The following is a 16,049-nucleotide window of genomic DNA, read 5'->3' on the forward strand; positions in this document are numbered from 1 at the left end:
TTCAGCGCAAAGTAAGGAGAGGCGTTTTAAGCGCGCGCTTCGGCCAGCGGTTCCTGAATGACGGCTGGCGAATAAGGTGCGGCGCGGTGCAGATCCCAGTCCATCGAACGCTCGTCGCGCGAGAGACGGGAGAACTCTAGTTTGCCCCGCTCGGTCACCACCGCGATGTCCACGGGGGCGTGAAAACCGGGAGCGGGTGCTACAGTGCGCTGTCGGACCAACTCAAGCAGCCCCAGGTCGCGCAGATGGCTGAAAACGTTAGGGCGTCTTGCCCACGGAACTTGACGATACTGAGCTCGCCGGAGCGCTTCGAGTACGGCTTCGTTTGAATACGTGGTCATCTCGTTATGTCTTCCAGTGCAGCCGTGACGGCGCCACATGGCAGTATCTGACTGCCAGCGGCACCGACTAAACGCGGCACGCCCCGAAACCAGTCAAAATGCCGACTTCGCGGCCCCTGACCGGAACTCGCAGCCGCCGCTTGCGCTAGGTGCTGCTTATTCTGCTTACCGCAACTTATAATTCCGAGCTCCCGTTAAACGCGCACTACACAACGCGTCCCGCAGTTCCGGCGATGCATTCTCACGAATGCGATGACCACGAAGCGGATTATCTCGAAAACCTATACGTTACCTCAAACCAAATTGGTTCTTATAACTTTATTGCTGCTTTTCTTTGCACTATTCGCAGTTTGGCGACAACGCCGGCGTGCGGTCGCGCTCGTTTGCATCGCGCTGTTCTGGGCGCTGGGCTCGGGTTGGCTTTCGGCACCCCTGCTTCACCTTGCGCAGCGCGGGTTCGAAGAGAAGTCGACGCCGCAGGACGTGCATTTCGCATCGCGAACGACTTTTATCCTGCTGGGTGGCGGCACACGTTACGACGACGACAAACGCCTGGTTCCAAAACGCGATGCGTTCACGCGTATTGTTGTCACAGCCGAGCTGTATCGTGAGTGCCGACGTGCGGGCGGTGCTTGCCGTGTCATCGTAAGCGGCGGCAATCCGCAGCATCATGAACAGGCCGAAGCCGACAACTATGCACCCTTCCTGCTCGCTCGCGGCGTGAGCGCCAGCGACCTCGTGCTCGAAAACGAAAGCCTCAATACGTACCAAAATGCTCGCAATGTCGCGAGCATCGTGCAGCCGGAGCGCGACGAAACCCTGGTCCTGATTACGTCCGCTTATCACATGCCACGGTCATTGCTTGCCTTCAATGCTTTTGGCCTCGACACACAAGCGTTCACCAGCAATGTGCGGCAATCCAAGGCTACATTCTTTCCCCGCTCGCGCGGTTTCATCGACGCTGAAACTGCACTGCATGAACTGATCGGTATCTTGCGCTTTCGTGTGTACCGAAGCGTGGGGCTGTATTGAATCGATTTGGTGCTATCGGCCAGGTGTCAAGGCCGTTAATCATCTCGAAATTCAGTACTAGAAACCAATGCGCTTCGCCGGTATTATCGCCGGCTCAGTCAATCGACTGGCCGGGCTGATGCTCTGTTAGAGTCGAACCGCAGTGTCATTGCCGAAATGTGACGGCACTGTAACTACATGTAACGATTCGCGAGCGGGATCGGTATTTGCTTCGCAGCGTGTAATGTCTCGCTAATCGCGACAGGCCAACCCGGGTTCAACGAGTCTATGGAGGTAACAATGAAGAAAATGTCCCTGGCAGTCTTGTTTTCCCTGAGCGCAATGACCAGCGCAGCATTCGCACAATCCGATCAGGGCGTCACGATGAGTACGGATCCGGCCAAGATCTCGGATATCGAGCAGCGCGCGCAGGACCTGCAGTCACGTCAGTCGAACATGCAAACCGAAATGCCGATGCACAAGGGCACCATGCATCACAAGAAGTCGGGCATGAAGCATTCGAAAGGTACGGCCGAATAAGCAATCGGGTTCATGCGTCGCAACGGCGCGCAAACGTTGGCGGTTGGCAAACCATTCAGCGAACCATTTAGCGAGCCGTTCGCCCAAAAAAAGCCGGATACGACGCACAAGGCGTTGTATCCGGCTTTTGTTTATAGCAACGACTCAGGCAACGATGCGTTCATCGGTCCGGCGTATGCTACATTCCGCGTCGATAAATTGAATCGCACTCGTGTGCGGAGGATCGTATGAGCAACATCCAGTTGGATATCGAATGGACCGAAGCAGCATCACGCAAGATTGAAAAGCTGATGCCGCGTAACGCAAAGGACAAGGACGCGTATCTCGCCCTACCGCCCGTGGAGTGCCTGCCCATGGAGGGCGACGTGCTGTTTCTCGGCCCGGACGGCAAACAACAGCCGTTTATCGTGGCCGAGCGTCAGTACCATCATGACGGCGACGCCGACTGGACCATCATCTTGATCCTCGACGTACCGCACGAGACTCATTAAGGGCTGATGCTTAATAAGGGCTGATGCTTAAGGGCTGTTGTGGCGGCAGTGAGCCATTGCCGCGCAGGCGCAGTGACGACTGCGTAGCCCATTCTGCGGCTCAGAGCTTTGCCACCACGTTGATTTCACCATGCTCGATCAGGTCCGGCAGTGTTTTGCCGAGCGCCTGGATGTGCGGTGTCTGATTGTGCTGCGCCAGCGCCGCCTCGCTCAGCCAGCGTTCGAAGAATACAAACCGGCGTGGCTCCTTGATGTCCCGATGCAGGTCGTACTGGAGCGCGCCTGGTTCCTTGAGCGTCGGCGTCACGATGCCCTGCAGGGCTGCCTTCAGCTTGTCTTCGTTGCCCGGTTTGGCGATGAATGTTGCAACCACGGCAATTTCCGTCATGACTTGACTCCAGATTAAAGGATCAAGCATAACGTCGGCGCGGCACGCTCGCCGAAACCGCTTTTGGACGAACCAGAAAAAAGCCCGCGTTCCCTTTGGGGAACGCGGGCAAAAGCCGTCGCCCTACGAGGATAGGCGACGGGGCCATCGAGATCCGCTTGGCCAGCGGACCGCAATTCGTGAAAGAAAATTGGTGACTTACGACGACGTGAAGCAGGACACCGCTTTACGCAGGCACCGAGCAGATTACATGCCACAAATACAATGTAATCCCTATGCAGTTGATTCCTATAAGCTTTCCCGCACATAAAAAAAACAAAAACAGCGCCCGAACCGAACAATGTAGCTACCCGCTGGACCGTGACACCGACATCATTGAGAGGTCCGATCTCTTCCCGATCTCTTCCCGATTTCTTCCTCTGAGGTCCTTCGCCCGAAGCGTAACGCAGCGACCGCGTGCACTCGCGCGCGTTACCGCGCATTTGAATGCAAAAGGCATTTTCAAATGCTTCGACTAATCTCAGACATATAAAAAACCCGCCTGAACTGCGGGCGGGTTGGTGACTGGTTAGTCGCGTGTTAGTGGTTACGCGCAGTCTTTCGGTGACATCCAGCTCACTGATTCAACTTGCTGATCCAGCTTCCTGAATCAGTCTGCCGAAAGTCGCTGCGATTTGCTTCAACGCAACTGGTCGTCGAGCAATCCCATGATCTGGCGCGCTTGCGGCGAGGAATCAACCTCTCCCTTGCTGTCGATGATCGACACACGCGTCTGCGTCTCCGTCAGCGCCCGCACGTTGATCTCGTAGTTCTTGGCCAGCTTCTCTTTCTTTCCGTGGAACACCTGGCTCCAGAACCCTTGCTCCGCCGACGTCATGTCCTTCGGGTCGACATACCGGACGAAATAAATACCGCGGCCACGATCCCGGTCGTCGACGGTGAAGTTCGTCCGGTCGAGCGCCAGACCCACACGCAGCCAGGCACGATCGTAGGGTTCCGGCAGGTTGATCTCAACCGAGCTCGCTTCCGGTATCACGTCTTCCTTGATCGGCGTCTGCGCTGCGAGGACGGCGTTCTGTGCCGCTCTCTGCGCTGAAGTGGTAGATGACGGCGAGCTTGCCGCCGCGGCCGCAGCCATGGCAGCGTCGGTGGCGCCGGTCTGACCGCTAGCCTGACGCGCGTCGGCCAGTGCAAGGTTCGCCATCAAGCGCTTCAGGTATTCACCTTCCAGCGCCGGGTCGTTCGGCTTGGCCTGCCACTGGCTTTGCTCGTTATTGGTTCCCGTCAGCGCTTCGCGCATGCCCTTCTGACTGATGAACACATACGTGCCGCCGTTCGGCGCTGCCTCGAGCCGCGTGCGGTACTTGTTGCGTTCGGCTGCAACGTATGAGTTGCCCGTTGCCATGGATAGCGTATTGCGAATCAGCCCGTCCGAAATCTGCGGATGGGTTTCGTTCCAGTCGGTTTCCATGACGCCCTTGTCACGCGCGTCCACGACAAGCAGAAAGCCCTGTTCCTGCCAGAAACGACGAATCTGCGGCCAGACCTGGTCTGGCGCCCGGGTGTCGATAACCAGCCAGCGCTCCGTGCCGTCACGCTGAATATGCATACCCGACACCGGCGGGATGACCGTGGGCGCATTCGGCGCGACCTTCTGCACTTGCTGGAGGTCCGACAGCGTGGCCTGCCCGCCCTGAGGCGGCAGTGAACGCTGATCCCCCGTTTCATCGAGCAGATTGGGCGGGACCGCGAGAGATGCCTGTTTTGACCGGGAATCGCTCTTGTAATTGATTGCATCGGGAGACGACGTACCGCATCCGGCAACAACGCCTCCCACCATCAAGAGGGCTGCGACCTTCAAAGCCGGCTTGTTCACACGAAAATCTGTCATGTTTGGGAAATCCTTCCGCTACGCCACGGCGTTTTCCGTGGATCAACCAAGCATTTTACCGGTCCCGCGCGTCGCCGTGCAAAAACAGTGCCGCTGACGCTGTAAGGCTTGGACGACGCGGTACGAGCGACGTCGCCATCGCATGAATTTCATGCGGGGAAATTCGAACGGGAATTGTGTCACCAAGGTGTTACCGGAACGTCTGCTGAGATGTTTCAGCACACTTGCGCATATCCGTTTCTGCACTCTCTGCCCTGCGCTTCTCTCGCGTCCGCCGACACCCGCAACATCTCAAAAACAGTCCGCCAAATCATCACGAAGACAATTTATGACATTTACTCTTGTCTTGTCTTAGTCATATTTTCGTTAGCAACACGTTGTTTAATAAGCACTTTTAACTAATTTTTGAGATGTTTCCAAAAACACTACAAGACGATTCCTATCTCTGTTTTTCAACGCATCGTTATCCTAAAATTAGTTTTCAATAACAAGAACGGCCACGAGAACGGAGTAACACCATGCCACAGACCAAATCCCTCACCCCTCTTCGGGCAACCGCTGCTGCGCTGGTGATTGCGGCAAGCGGACCGGCGCACGCACAACTTGGCGCCACCGTCGCGATCAATGCAGCGGGAACATCGAGCTCGTCCAACCCGGCGGATGCCACTGCTCCGGTATTGCATCAGGCAGCAAACAGCGCGGTGCGCTGGGAGGAATCGACCGACGCCAATCAGATTCGCGTACGCCAGTACGTGTCTTCCTCTGGACAGATCTACGCCGTCAGTTGGGACGGACCGGCCATGCCCGATGTCGCGGTACTGCTAGGCACCTCATTCGATCGGTATAGGCAAGAAGCAAGCATGGCCCTACCCAACGCGAGCGGGCTGCACTCATCACGGGTGAGCAGCAGCGATCTGATGGCGGAAACGGCGGTGCGCCTGCGTGACTTCAGCGGCCGTGCCTGGCTCCCCAGCGCGTTGCCATCAGGTGTCACGGCAGCAGACATTGAATAAGGGGGCAACCATGCGAAACCTGACTTGTGTACTTATCGCGGCTATCGTTGCCGTCAGCGCCACGATGTCCGGCTGCGGTGGCGGCGGTGGCAGCAATGACTCAACCAGCGCTGCGGCACCCGGGGCGAGTTCCCCGGCTGCCTCTAGCGGAGCACCCGCTGCCAGCGCTCCTGCTGCCGCGGCACCCGCCCAATCTGCTGCCCCTGCGAGCGCGCCAGCCAACACGGTCGCTCAGTCGACCACGCCCAACGTGCAATCCATCACCGTTGCACAAATCGCGACCGGTACTCGCAACATGTTGCAGACCAGCGTGACGATCTGCGTTCCGGGAACAAGCACGTGCCAGACGATCAACAATATCCAGGTAGATACGGGATCGCAGGGATTACGCATTCTCGCTTCCGCGCTCGCGCCAACTTTGGTGCTGCCCTCCGTGGCTGCCGGCACGGGTTCAACCGCGGCGAGCTGCACCGTATTCGGCTCGGGTTACACGTGGGGTTCGGTGCGTACTGCCGACGTGCATCTGGCCGGCGAGGTGGCAGCGGCGACATCGATACAGGTCATCGCAGACCCGGCCATTCCGGCCGTACCCACGGACTGCAGTAACTCGGGCCTGCCGATGCTGACCGCCACAGCGCTGCGAAGCAACGGTATTCTCGGCGTAGGCCCGTTCAGCGCCGACTGCGGCAGCGGCTGCGCATCGACCGCATTGCCACGCTGGTACTACAGTTGCTCGTCGGGCGCGTGTGTGGCCGCTGCGCTACCGGTCGCACAGCAGGTGACCAATCCGATAAGCCGATTCACCACCGACAACAATGGCCTTGTCATCGAGCTTCCCGCGGTTGCCGCCACCGGTGCCGCGAGTGTCACCGGCACCATGACGTTCGGAATTGGCTCACAGTCGAACAACCTGCTTGGCAGCGCCCAGGTCCTTCCGAGTAACTCGATGACAGGGTTTGTTTCGACTGCCTTCCAAGGGCAAAGCTACAGCACGAGTTTCATCGACAGCGGATCGAACGGTATGTTCTTCGCACTGAGCTCCGTGCCGGCGTGCGGCTTCTGGTTCTGTCCTACTGCCGTGCAAAGTCTGGCTGCAACTGTTGCCGGTATCAATGGCGCAACGAGCAACGTAACGTTCACAATAGGCAACGCGACCTCGCTATTCGCAAGCGGCAACAACGCGCTCAGCAATCTGGCGGGACCAGCAAGCAACTACTTTGACTGGGGCCTGCCCTTCTTCTTCGGGAGACGAGTCTTTACCGCGATAGAGGCAAGTGCGACACCCGCAGGTAACGGTCCCTACTATGCGTTCTAGACCCTGAGCCTATGCCGCGGCGGCTCGTGATCACCGAGCCTCTGCGGCATACATGTAAGGCTTCGTCACGATCCGCGTATGCTCGAGTTCTCCCGGTTCCGAGTGCTCGGTTGGACGCATATGTGTTTCCCCCGACAGCGTCGCTTGCCCCTCCTGCAAAGCACGTCCACGTTCTCCGACACAGCGTTATGAAGCTAATCGCCTCGGGTACACGCACGTACATGATGGAATCCACGCGTCTTCACGTCCCCTGATCTTCCTTGTGTGAAAAGCGTAACTCGACACGCCGGTCGTTTGCCAGGCAAGTCACCAGCGCGCGTCGGTCCTGCATCCGGCAATCCGTTCCCGGCGATGCCCGGCCAAAACCTCGTGCCTGCACTGGAGCCGTCACGCCACCTGATACGAGATAACGCCGGACAGTCTCGGCTCGTTGATGCGAGAGCCGCCGGTTGTAGGCCTCGCTGCCTAAACGGTCAGTGAAGCCCGACACGGTAATCGACGACACCGCGCCGTCGACCTTCACGTCCGCAATTAAACCATCGAGCCGCTCACGGCCTTCCGATGTGATCGATTCAACACTGCTGCCGTTGAACGCGAACAATGCGTCGACAGGCAACGCAACAAGCTTGGGCAATGGGTCGGTCGAGCTCAAGTCCTCCTGCGGAACCACGCAGCTATCAAGACTCTGCCGTGCTTCACCGAGCGTTGACTCGACCATGTCGACTTTGCTTTTTGCCTGACCGAACTGGCGGGTCCACGCATCATGGCCAGCATGCATCAACTTGACTTCGGCGCATGCTGTCTGCTTTTGCGCCTGCGGGCAATACACAAACCGCGGATCGGCAATCAACGCCCGCAGGCCCGTCTCCAGGTCCGGGCGCAACGCCGCGACCGTCCGCAGCGACGGGTTATCGGGCGACAACGGCTGTGTACCTTCAAGTCCGGCGGTCAGGTGCGCAGCCTCGCCGATAGACTCCTCTACAAAGCCCCAACGATCTCCTGCATCGATCTCGCTTTTTGCAACGTCGATCCAGCATTGGTCTTTGAAGCCAAAATAGTTGTCCTTGCGTTGATCCAGTTGGTCGAGTCGTGCCTGCAGTAGTACCAGCACCTCACGAGGCTTTTCAATTTGCCCGTAGACGTTAGCCCAAGGCTCCACAGCCGCACCCGCTTGCGCACTTTTCTGCGTGTCGAATCCCGTTTGCAAAACGGTTGGATCCTGGATGCCCAGGCTGTCACGCAGTTCCGTGTTGGCGCAGCCCGCGAGCGCATAGATGCAGGCTGCGGCGAGGATAATATTTTTCATGGTTCTACCCGGTGACATCGACGACGCCTCGAGCGCCGTGGACTTGCTGTGCGTACCCGCCCGTGAAGGCGGCAAATGTTCATTGCGCTACGCTGCTCAACTGCCGAACACGTAACCCACGCCCGCACGCACGATGGTGCTGTTGCCACCCGACGACGACACTCCCCCATTGAAGTTGATATTGCCCTTGTCATTCCAGCGCGAAACGCCAATACCCATTGCCGCCTGCCCGCGATAAGCCGCGACACCCGCATTCAACGTCGTTCTTCCTGGCAGGTACGGCGTCACGACGTTGAGGGCCGATGCAGACGCGATCCCCTTGCGCGTGTTGCGGTCGAGGTCACGAATTTGCTGGTCGGTATTGTTGAAGCGCTGATCGGTATAACTGTTGGCCTGACTGAGCGTGGAACTGGCTGACTGGTTTAATTGGCTCAGGTTGACGGCGTCCGTTGCCGACGTACCGGCCGCGACGTTGGTGATCTGCCGCTCACTGCCCACCGTTCCAACCGATACCGACGACGCGCGATCCGCCAGCGAGCCCGCTCCCAGCGCCACTGAATTGGCCGCGCTGGCCGTGGCGTTCGCTCCCATCGCAACTGCGTGCGCCCCGCTCGCGGTCGCTGCTTCAGTCGATGTATCTCCGGCAGCGCTGTAAAGCGCGCTGCTTGATGTCACGAAGTTGCTGACATGGGTAACGAGATCGTTCAATTGACCCAGGTTAACGGCGTCGGTTGCGAGCGTGCCGGCCGCTACGTTATGGATTGCAGTTCCGCCTGCAATGCCTTGTCCGAGCGTGACGTTGCCGAAATCCGTCGCACCGCTTGCGTTCTTGTCATAAGCGAGTGCGGTGACTGCCTTGCCAGTCTGGTCGACAAGACCCGCACTCTTCAGTTGCCCGACGTTGACCGCATCCGTGTCGGCGGTGCCTGCCTGGACATTGGTGATCTGCCGCTCATTGCCCGCTGCGCCCACCGAAACGCTATTCGAGCGATCCGCCACCGAGTTGGCGCCGAGGGCAACCGTGTTGCCGGCAACGGCTTGCGCGTTACCGCCGATCGCGGTGGCGTTAAGGCCATTTGCGGTTGCTGCGGCAAGTGTTGTGTTCGATACAAAGTATTTGAGTGCGGCGCCGTTCTGCAGGCCGTCTACAAGTTGCGCCGTCTGGAACAACTGGTCGCCGTTGACCGCATCTGTGCTGCCTGCTTTTACGACCCCAGCCGCAACGTTGTGCAATGCGACCGGCGATGTGGCGTCCGAACCACCGAGCGTCACGCTGCTTCGATTGACCGAGCCATCCGCTTTTGCGTCGTAGGTGATGGCGGCAAGCGTATTGCCCGTCGAATTGATCAACCCAGCGTTTTTCAGTTGAGCGACATTCACCGCATCCTGATCCGCCACGCCCGCCTTTAGGTTTGAAATGATCGTGCCGCCGGTGCCACCCAGCACGATGTTCGATTTGCTGTTGTCCGTGTACGAAAGTTTCAACGGTTCTGCTTGAGTCAGCGTGGCGAGCGAGGTAGCCACGCCCTGCACGTCTGAATTTGTCGCGTTCAATTGGGCGCCATTGACCGCGTCGCTGCTTTGCGCGCTCAACACGCCGGCCTTCAGGTTTGTGAGCGTCACCGCAGGTGCAGTTGTCGATCCCTGCGTTCCAGTCGATGCCGCGCCCAGCGTAATCACGCTCTTGTCGACACCGTCATACGCGACAAAGCCGTTGGTCATCGTTCCCAGGGTATTCGTAGTCGCGCCAAGTGCCTTTAGTTGACTCATGTTGACTGTGTCCGCTGCGCCAATCCCCGGCGCCACGTGCACGATCCGTCGCTCCGTTCCGATGTTGCCCACCGACACCACGTTATCCAGCGAACCGTCGCTGTTCGCGCCAAGCACAACGTTGTTCTTCCCTTTCACCCTTACGTTGCTGCCGAGTACGAACGAATCCGCGCCAGATGCATTGTTGCCGTTTCCGATCACGTAGCTTCCCGCTCCGCCCACGATGTTATTCTTGCCGATGCCTCCCGAGCCCGCTGCATTAACGCGCGTGAACGAGCCTATTGCAAGTGAATCTGCCGCATTTGCATCAACGCCCGTACGCCATCCCACAGCAAGACTATGGTCCGAATCAGCCCACGAGCGCACGCCAAGCGCAGTGGATTCGCTGCCCGCTGCCGAAACCCCTCCGCCGACCGCCACCGAGCCGGACTCCGCGCTGACGTATGAGCCGGCGGCAACGGAATAATCCCCGCTTGCGTGAGCGTTTATACCCATTGCAACCGCATTCGTGCCGGCCGCTGAGGTGTAAGTCGTGCCATCGATTGGCCCGGACACGATCAACTGATCCGGTGTAAGGCCGGACCCGGACGAAGCCCCCGCCGCTAGCCGGCGTGCTCCTTCGCTACTCGACCCCGCGACGGACGGCGCGACGGCGCCCAACGCCTCGCGTACTTGTGATGAGTAAACCTGAGCGGATTCGCTCGAAGCCTTCGCCAGGTTGTCGACCAGCACAGCACTCGACACTTGCGGCACCGCCATCAGGGAGACGGGAGCAAGCGCAACCCATAGTGCAGCGCCCATTCGCGATCGCCGGCTGGAGTACGTGGTCCCTGAAAGACCGTGCGAGCGAGTCTCGCATAGGCCAGCGGACACTTCATCTTGCTTCTTCAATACCACGCGCTGCGTCTTGTTCATTTCTTTTGCTCACTCAGGTCTTAGACACGCGGACGCGCCCTCGGAATCATTGGGCATCGGTTCGGATGATCGATCAATCCGGACCGACGACTTGAGCGTGCGCAGGAATGCACACGGCCGCCGAATTGCTTCGGGAGCCGGCAGACGGTCATCAATGTGGTTCCTGTCAGGCGGAAAGCCGGTAGCACGCTCGTGTGCCACTGTGACAGGTCAAGATAAATTTCCCCTATCAGTAAACTCTTAAAACGAAGGGAGATAGGCCATTCGATAGAGGTTTAACGCCTATATTGCGCACTTTTCGTGTTTATTTCACAGCAACGCACCGGACGCGATATCCGGGGATGCGCCTCGCGTGTATCCTGATCAAGTTAAACAAAGGAGGACTGAAGCATAAAGCACGTGTTCTAACAAACAACGCGCGTGAAGAACCAAAACTGACTACCCCAAATACAAAGACGGCGGCGTGGTGAACCACGCCGCCGTCCTGATTAAACGACATCCAAACAACATTCGACCAACCATCACACCTTCAGCGAGGCCGTGCTTGTCTCCACCTTTGCTCCTTACTCGTTTGACCGCTAGGACAATCACTACACCGCGCGATCTTCCTCATCGAAGATTTTTTGTGCGAGGTGAAACGCCGAGTTGGCCGCCGGCACGCCGCAATAAATAGCGGTCTGCAGCAAGACTTCCTTGATTTCCTCACGCGTGACGCCGTTGTTTTTCGCCGCCCGTAAATGCAGCGCGAGCTCTTCGCTGCGGTTGAGCGCGACCATCATTGATAAGGTCAGGAGGCTACGGGTATGGCGCGGCAAGCCGGGGCGTGTCCAGATATCGCCCCAGGCGTAGCGAGTGATCAGGTTCTGGAACTCAGTCGTGAGATCCGTGCGGTTCTCGAGCGAGCGCGTGACGTGCGCATCACCCAAGACCTCGCGCCGCACGCTCAAGCCGGCTTCGTAGCGTTCGTCTTCGGTCATGTCAGGCTCCCAGGAACTCGAGCAGTGTTTTCGTGTAGACGTCCGCTTGCTCGATATTCGACAAGTGCGCTGCATCGAGTTCGACGTAACGCGAGCCCGCAATGTATCCGGCCAGTTCGCGCCCTTGCGCAGCGGTCGTGGACTGGTCGTGCGTACCGGAAATGACGAGCACCGGCGCCTTGATGGTCTTCGCTTCATCACGCGCATCGGCATCGCGGATCGCTTCGCAATTCGAGGCATAACCTTCGCCCGACGTGTGGCGGAACACGTCGCGAATACCGGACAGCATGAGCGGCTGCGCCGCCATGAACCCAGCCGTGAACCAGCGCGGCAGGACGGCATCGGCCAATGCAGGCATGCCGCCTTCCTCGCGGGCCTTCGCCGCCCGCGGCGTCCAGATCGCGTCCGAGCCAATCAGCGCCGCCGTATTCGACAGCACCACGCGCTCGAAGCGCTCCGGGTGGCGCGCCGCGAGCGCGATGCCGGTCAGCCCGCCCATCGACAGGCCGCAATAGTGCGCGCGCTTGATGCCGAGGGTGTCAAGCAAACCGATCACGTCGCCCACGAGCTGGTCCAGCGTGTACGGACCCTTGGGCGCGTCCGAACGGCCGTGACCGCGCGTGTCGTAACGCAGCACGCGATATTTAGCCGCGAGCGTTTCGACTTGGGGCGTCCACATCGACACGTCGGCGCCAAGCGAATTCGACAGCACGAGCCAGGGCGCGTCGCTCCCGGCGGTGGCGTCGATACGATAGAAGAGTTGAATACCGTTGACGGCGGCAAATGGCATTACGGAAGACTCCTGGATGAAGGGGATCGATGCACACGCAGCGCGGCATCGACAAAAGCGTGCGCCTGGCCCGCGTAGTTCGCCGGGTCGAGCAGGGCTTGCATCTGGACAAGAGAGAGATGTTGCGTGACGCGCTCGTCGTTCGAGAGCACGTCGTAAAGGGTCGCGCCGCTTGCCACGGCTTGCTTCGACGCATGTTCCACGAGCGTGTGCGCGTCGAGCCTGCCAATTTGGTCGCCGAGCGCGAGCATCACGGCCTCGCCGAGAATCAGACCGTGCGTGAGATCTAGATTGGCTGCGAGCCGATCGGCGTTCACTTCAATGTTCGACACGATCGCCGTGATCTGCGCAAGCGCACCGCCCGTCAGGCGGGCAAGATCGGGCAGCGCTTCCCACTCGGCCTGCCAGCCGCCGAGCGCGCGTTCATGCTCCTGAACCATGCCGCTGAACACGGTCGCGACCAGATTCGGCGCGCGCATGGCAGCGGTTAATACAGCAGCGCAGCCCACGGGGTTGCGCTTGTGCGGCATCGTCGACGAACCGCCTTTGCCCGCGGCAGCCGGTTCGGCCAGTTCGCCGACTTCCGTCTGCATTTGCAGCGAGATATCGCGGGCGATTTTCCCGAGCGTACCGGTCAGCATGCCGAAACATGCCGCTGCTTCCGCGATGCGATCGCGTTGGGTATGCCACGGCAACGAGGGGAGTTGCAGGCCGAGGTCATCGGCAAGTGATTGCGCGACCAACGGCGCCTTGTCCCTCAAGCTCGCCAATGTGCCCGCTGCGCCGCCGAATTGCAGCGCGAGCACGCGCGAACGACACTGCGCGAGACGCTCGCGATGGCGTGTCAACGCGTCGAGCCATTGGGCGAATTTAAGGCCGAGCGTGATCGGCAAGGCCTGCTGAAGCCAGGTCCGGCCGATCGCCGGCGTCGTCCGATATTTCTGCGCCTGAAGTGCGAGCGCGTCGCAAGCCTCGGTCAAACCCGCTTCCAATAAATCGAACGTGGAACGCAACTGCAAGACCGTACCGGTATCGATGATGTCCTGGCTCGTCGCGCCCCAATGCACGTACTTGGCGGCATCGGCGTCCTTGAGTTTGACTGCGGCGGTCAGTTGCTTCACCAGCGGAATCGCGAGATTGCCGCCGGATGCGGCGCCGGCCATCAACGCGTCGGCATCGATCAGATCAGCGTTGCAAGCAGCCACGATCGCGTCGACCGCGCCCGAAGGGATCACGCCATGCAAAGCCGATGCCCGGGCAAGCGCCGCCTCCACATCCAGCATCGACTGGACGGTCTGACGCGCGGACCACACGGCGTTCATCTCGCGTGTGCCGCAGATCAGGTCCGTCAGCCTTCCCGCCGCCGAAAATGTCGGCTCAGACATCACACACGCTCGATGGCGATCGCAATGCCCTGCCCCACGCCGATACACATCGTGCACAGCGCAAAGCGTCCGCCGGTCCGATGCAACTGATACGTCGCGGTCGTGACCAGGCGCGCACCGCTCATGCCAAGCGGATGGCCGAGCGCGATTGCGCCGCCGTTCGGATTGACGCGGGGATCGTCATCGGCAATGCCCAACATGCGCAGCACGGCCAACCCTTGCGATGCAAACGCCTCGTTGAGTTCGATCACATCGAATTGATCGATGGTCATGCCCAGACGCTTCATCAGCTTCTGCGACGCCGGCGCCGGGCCGATGCCCATCACGCGCGGCGGCACGCCGGCGGTTGCAATGCCCAACACGCGCGCACGCGGCACGAGGCCGAAACGCTTGGCGCTGTCTTCATCGGCGATGAGCAAAGCCGCCGCGCCATCGTTCACGCCCGACGCATTGCCCGCCGTCACCGTGCCATCCGGACGCACGACGCCCTTCAGTCTGGCGAGCGCTTCCATACTCGTTTCACGCGGATGTTCGTCCTGCGAAACCAGCACCGGATCGCCCTTTTTCTGCGCGATGGACACCGGCACGATCTCTTGCGCGAGCGTCCCGTCCTTCTGCGCGCGCGACGCTTTCTGCTGGCTGCGCACAGCAAACGCGTCCTGGTCTTCGCGGCTCACCTTATAGTCGGTCGCGACGTTTTCGGCCGTTTCCGGCATCGAATCCACGCCATGCAGTTTCTTCATCAGCGGATTGACGAAACGCCAGCCGATGGTCGTATCGAAGATCTCTGCCTGACGCGAAAACGCCGTGGTCGCCTTGCCCTGCACGAACGGTGCACGGCTCATGCTTTCCACGCCGCCCGCAACCATCAGCGCTGCTTCGCCGGACTTGATCGCACGCGCGGCCACGCCGATGGCGTCCATGCCCGATCCGCACAAGCGGTTGATGGTCGAGCCGGGCACGCCGTCGGGCAAACCGGCCAACAGAGCAGACATCCGCGCGACGTTGCGGTTATCTTCACCGGCCTGGTTCGCGCAACCGAAGATCAGGTCGTCGACGGCGTTCCAGTCCACGTCCTTGTTGCGTTCCATCAACGCGCGCAGCGGCACGGCGCCGAGGTCATCGGCACGAACTGAGGACAACGCGCCGCCGTAACGGCCGACCGGCGTGCGAATCGCGTCGCAAATAAAAGCTTCTTTCATGCACTTCTCCTGATTACGCGTCGAGTGGTGTGGCCGCTTCGAGCGGCTCAAACGTCAGCGGCACTTGCGCCAGTTTCTGCAGTTCGTCGAACGACAGGCCTTCGATAATTTCCCGCACCACGAAGCCATTGGGCGTCACGTCGAACATGCCGTGATCCGTGTACACGCGGTTCACGCAATTCACGCCTGTCACCGGATAGGAACACTCGGCCACCAGCTTGCTCTCGCCCTGCTTGGTGAGCAGTTCCATCATCACGTAGACCTTCTTTGCGCCGATCGCAAGATCCATTGCGCCGCCGACTGCGGGAATGGCATCGGGCGCGCCCGTGTGCCAGTTCGCCAGATCGCCCTTGGCCGATACCTGAAACGCGCCGAGCACGCAGATGTCGAGGTGGCCGCCGCGCATCATCGCGAACGAATCGGCGTGGTGGAAATAGGCGCCGCCGGTGAGCAGCGTCACATGTTGTTTGCCGGCGTTGATCAGTTCGTCGTCTTCCGCGCCCTTCTCGGGCGCCGGGCCCATGCCCAGCAGACCGTTTTCGCTATGCAGGAAGATTTCGCGATTCGTCGCGAGGTGGTTGGCGACGAGCGTCGGCACGCCGATGCCCAGGTTCACATACGCGCCTTCCTGAATGTCGAGGGCGACGCGTTTCGCCATTTCGTCACGAGTCAGTTTTTTCATGTCGATGTCCTTGCTTGATGCATTCGTTGTTG

Annotated in this window: 16 protein-coding genes; 6 read left to right on the plus strand and 10 right to left on the minus strand. The window is 59.8% G+C overall.

Annotated features, from left to right (window positions below; all coding sequences use genetic code 11):
* Positions 1-26 precede the first annotated feature (26 nt).
* Positions 27-341 carry a hypothetical protein gene (locus tag FH08_RS0114200; protein WP_031358961.1) on the minus strand — a complete coding sequence of 105 codons (315 nt, stop codon included), beginning with the start codon at positions 339-341 and terminating at the stop codon, positions 27-29.
* A gap of 252 nt (positions 342-593) precedes the next feature.
* On the opposite strand from FH08_RS0114200, the gene FH08_RS0114205 reads away from it, so the two are divergent.
* The 4 genes from FH08_RS0114205 (at position 594) to FH08_RS0114220 (ending at position 2,383) form a co-directional block, all read left to right on the plus strand.
* On the plus strand, positions 594-1,373 hold the full coding sequence (locus FH08_RS0114205) for a YdcF family protein (RefSeq protein ID WP_081889474.1): 780 nt from the start codon (positions 594-596) through the stop codon (positions 1,371-1,373).
* A gap of 279 nt (positions 1,374-1,652) precedes the next feature.
* The gene (locus FH08_RS0114210; protein WP_031358963.1) at positions 1,653-1,892 is read left to right on the plus strand and encodes a hypothetical protein; all 240 of its coding nucleotides are present in this window, start codon (positions 1,653-1,655) and stop codon (positions 1,890-1,892) included.
* A 12-nt stretch (positions 1,893-1,904) separates the two neighbouring features.
* Positions 1,905-2,123: a hypothetical protein gene (locus tag FH08_RS0114215; protein ID WP_031358964.1), complete on the plus strand. Its 219-nt coding sequence runs from the start codon at positions 1,905-1,907 to the stop codon at positions 2,121-2,123.
* Entirely contained in the window at positions 2,120-2,383 is a 264-nt protein-coding gene (locus FH08_RS0114220) for a hypothetical protein (RefSeq protein WP_031358965.1), read from the plus strand. Before FH08_RS0114215 ends, FH08_RS0114220 begins: the two co-directional genes overlap by 4 nt.
* A 100-nt stretch (positions 2,384-2,483) precedes the next feature.
* On the opposite strand, the gene FH08_RS0114225 is transcribed toward FH08_RS0114220, so the two are convergent.
* Positions 2,484-2,771, minus strand: coding sequence for a putative quinol monooxygenase (locus FH08_RS0114225; RefSeq protein WP_031358966.1), 288 nt, complete (start codon positions 2,769-2,771; stop codon positions 2,484-2,486).
* A 679-nt stretch (positions 2,772-3,450) separates the two neighbouring features.
* Positions 3,451-4,662, minus strand: coding sequence for an outer membrane protein assembly factor BamC (gene bamC, locus FH08_RS0114230; protein WP_031358967.1), 1,212 nt, complete (start codon positions 4,660-4,662; stop codon positions 3,451-3,453).
* Positions 4,663-5,180: 518 nt separating this feature from the next.
* Between bamC and FH08_RS0114235 the strand changes: the two genes are divergently transcribed.
* Positions 5,181-5,675 carry a DUF2844 domain-containing protein gene (locus FH08_RS0114235; protein ID WP_031358968.1) on the plus strand — a complete coding sequence of 165 codons (495 nt, stop codon included), beginning with the start codon at positions 5,181-5,183 and terminating at the stop codon, positions 5,673-5,675.
* A gap of 10 nt (positions 5,676-5,685) precedes the next feature.
* The gene (locus FH08_RS0114240) at positions 5,686-6,990 is read left to right on the plus strand and encodes a DUF3443 domain-containing protein (protein WP_031358969.1); all 1,305 of its coding nucleotides are present in this window, start codon (positions 5,686-5,688) and stop codon (positions 6,988-6,990) included.
* 241 nt (positions 6,991-7,231) lie between these two features.
* Here the strand turns inward: FH08_RS0114240 and FH08_RS0114245 are convergent, their stop codons facing one another.
* The 7 genes from FH08_RS0114245 to FH08_RS0114275 all read right to left on the minus strand — a co-directional run bounded on the left by FH08_RS0114245 (position 7,232) and on the right by FH08_RS0114275 (position 16,017).
* The gene (locus FH08_RS0114245) at positions 7,232-8,296 is read right to left on the minus strand and encodes an OmpA family protein (protein ID WP_031358970.1); all 1,065 of its coding nucleotides are present in this window, start codon (positions 8,294-8,296) and stop codon (positions 7,232-7,234) included.
* Positions 8,297-8,392: 96 nt separating this feature from the next.
* Positions 8,393-10,981 (minus strand): YadA family autotransporter adhesin, encoded by a 2,589-nt coding sequence (locus FH08_RS0114250; RefSeq protein WP_081889476.1) that lies wholly within the window; start codon positions 10,979-10,981, stop codon positions 8,393-8,395.
* Positions 10,982-11,571: 590 nt separating this feature from the next.
* Positions 11,572-11,958, minus strand: coding sequence for a 4-carboxymuconolactone decarboxylase (gene pcaC, locus FH08_RS0114255; protein ID WP_031358972.1), 387 nt, complete (start codon positions 11,956-11,958; stop codon positions 11,572-11,574).
* 1 nt (position 11,959) lies between these two features.
* Entirely contained in the window at positions 11,960-12,748 is a 789-nt protein-coding gene (pcaD, locus tag FH08_RS0114260) for a 3-oxoadipate enol-lactonase (RefSeq protein WP_031358973.1), read from the minus strand.
* Positions 12,748-14,133 (minus strand): 3-carboxy-cis,cis-muconate cycloisomerase, encoded by a 1,386-nt coding sequence (locus FH08_RS0114265; protein WP_031358974.1) that lies wholly within the window; start codon positions 14,131-14,133, stop codon positions 12,748-12,750. Before FH08_RS0114265 ends, pcaD begins: the two co-directional genes overlap by 1 nt.
* On the minus strand, positions 14,133-15,335 hold the full coding sequence (gene pcaF / locus FH08_RS0114270) for a 3-oxoadipyl-CoA thiolase (protein ID WP_031358975.1): 1,203 nt from the start codon (positions 15,333-15,335) through the stop codon (positions 14,133-14,135). Before pcaF ends, FH08_RS0114265 begins: the two co-directional genes overlap by 1 nt.
* 13 nt (positions 15,336-15,348) lie before the next feature.
* Entirely contained in the window at positions 15,349-16,017 is a 669-nt protein-coding gene (locus tag FH08_RS0114275; protein WP_031358976.1) for a 3-oxoacid CoA-transferase subunit B, read from the minus strand.
* Positions 16,018-16,049: the final 32 nt, after the last annotated feature.

Source organism: Caballeronia sordidicola (assembly GCF_000729995.1).
Taxonomy (GTDB): Bacteria; Pseudomonadota; Gammaproteobacteria; order Burkholderiales; family Burkholderiaceae; genus Caballeronia; species Caballeronia sordidicola_A.

Coding starts and splice junctions, on each gene's coding strand:
- FH08_RS0114200 (WP_031358961.1), bottom strand. CDS start 341: ATGACCACGTATTCAAACGAAGCCGTACTCGAAGCGCTCCGGCGAGCT.
- FH08_RS0114205 (WP_081889474.1), top strand. CDS start 594: ATGACCACGAAGCGGATTATCTCGAAAACCTATACGTTACCTCAAACC.
- FH08_RS0114210 (WP_031358963.1), top strand. CDS start 1,653: ATGAAGAAAATGTCCCTGGCAGTCTTGTTTTCCCTGAGCGCAATGACC.
- FH08_RS0114215 (WP_031358964.1), top strand. CDS start 1,905: ATGCGTCGCAACGGCGCGCAAACGTTGGCGGTTGGCAAACCATTCAGC.
- FH08_RS0114220 (WP_031358965.1), top strand. CDS start 2,120: ATGAGCAACATCCAGTTGGATATCGAATGGACCGAAGCAGCATCACGC.
- FH08_RS0114225 (WP_031358966.1), bottom strand. CDS start 2,771: ATGACGGAAATTGCCGTGGTTGCAACATTCATCGCCAAACCGGGCAAC.
- bamC (WP_031358967.1), bottom strand. CDS start 4,662: ATGACAGATTTTCGTGTGAACAAGCCGGCTTTGAAGGTCGCAGCCCTC.
- FH08_RS0114235 (WP_031358968.1), top strand. CDS start 5,181: ATGCCACAGACCAAATCCCTCACCCCTCTTCGGGCAACCGCTGCTGCG.
- FH08_RS0114240 (WP_031358969.1), top strand. CDS start 5,686: ATGCGAAACCTGACTTGTGTACTTATCGCGGCTATCGTTGCCGTCAGC.
- FH08_RS0114245 (WP_031358970.1), bottom strand. CDS start 8,296: ATGAAAAATATTATCCTCGCCGCAGCCTGCATCTATGCGCTCGCGGGC.
- FH08_RS0114250 (WP_081889476.1), bottom strand. CDS start 10,981: ATGAACAAGACGCAGCGCGTGGTATTGAAGAAGCAAGATGAAGTGTCC.
- pcaC (WP_031358972.1), bottom strand. CDS start 11,958: ATGACCGAAGACGAACGCTACGAAGCCGGCTTGAGCGTGCGGCGCGAG.
- pcaD (WP_031358973.1), bottom strand. CDS start 12,748: ATGCCATTTGCCGCCGTCAACGGTATTCAACTCTTCTATCGTATCGAC.
- FH08_RS0114265 (WP_031358974.1), bottom strand. CDS start 14,133: ATGTCTGAGCCGACATTTTCGGCGGCGGGAAGGCTGACGGACCTGATC.
- pcaF (WP_031358975.1), bottom strand. CDS start 15,335: ATGAAAGAAGCTTTTATTTGCGACGCGATTCGCACGCCGGTCGGCCGT.
- FH08_RS0114275 (WP_031358976.1), bottom strand. CDS start 16,017: ATGAAAAAACTGACTCGTGACGAAATGGCGAAACGCGTCGCCCTCGAC.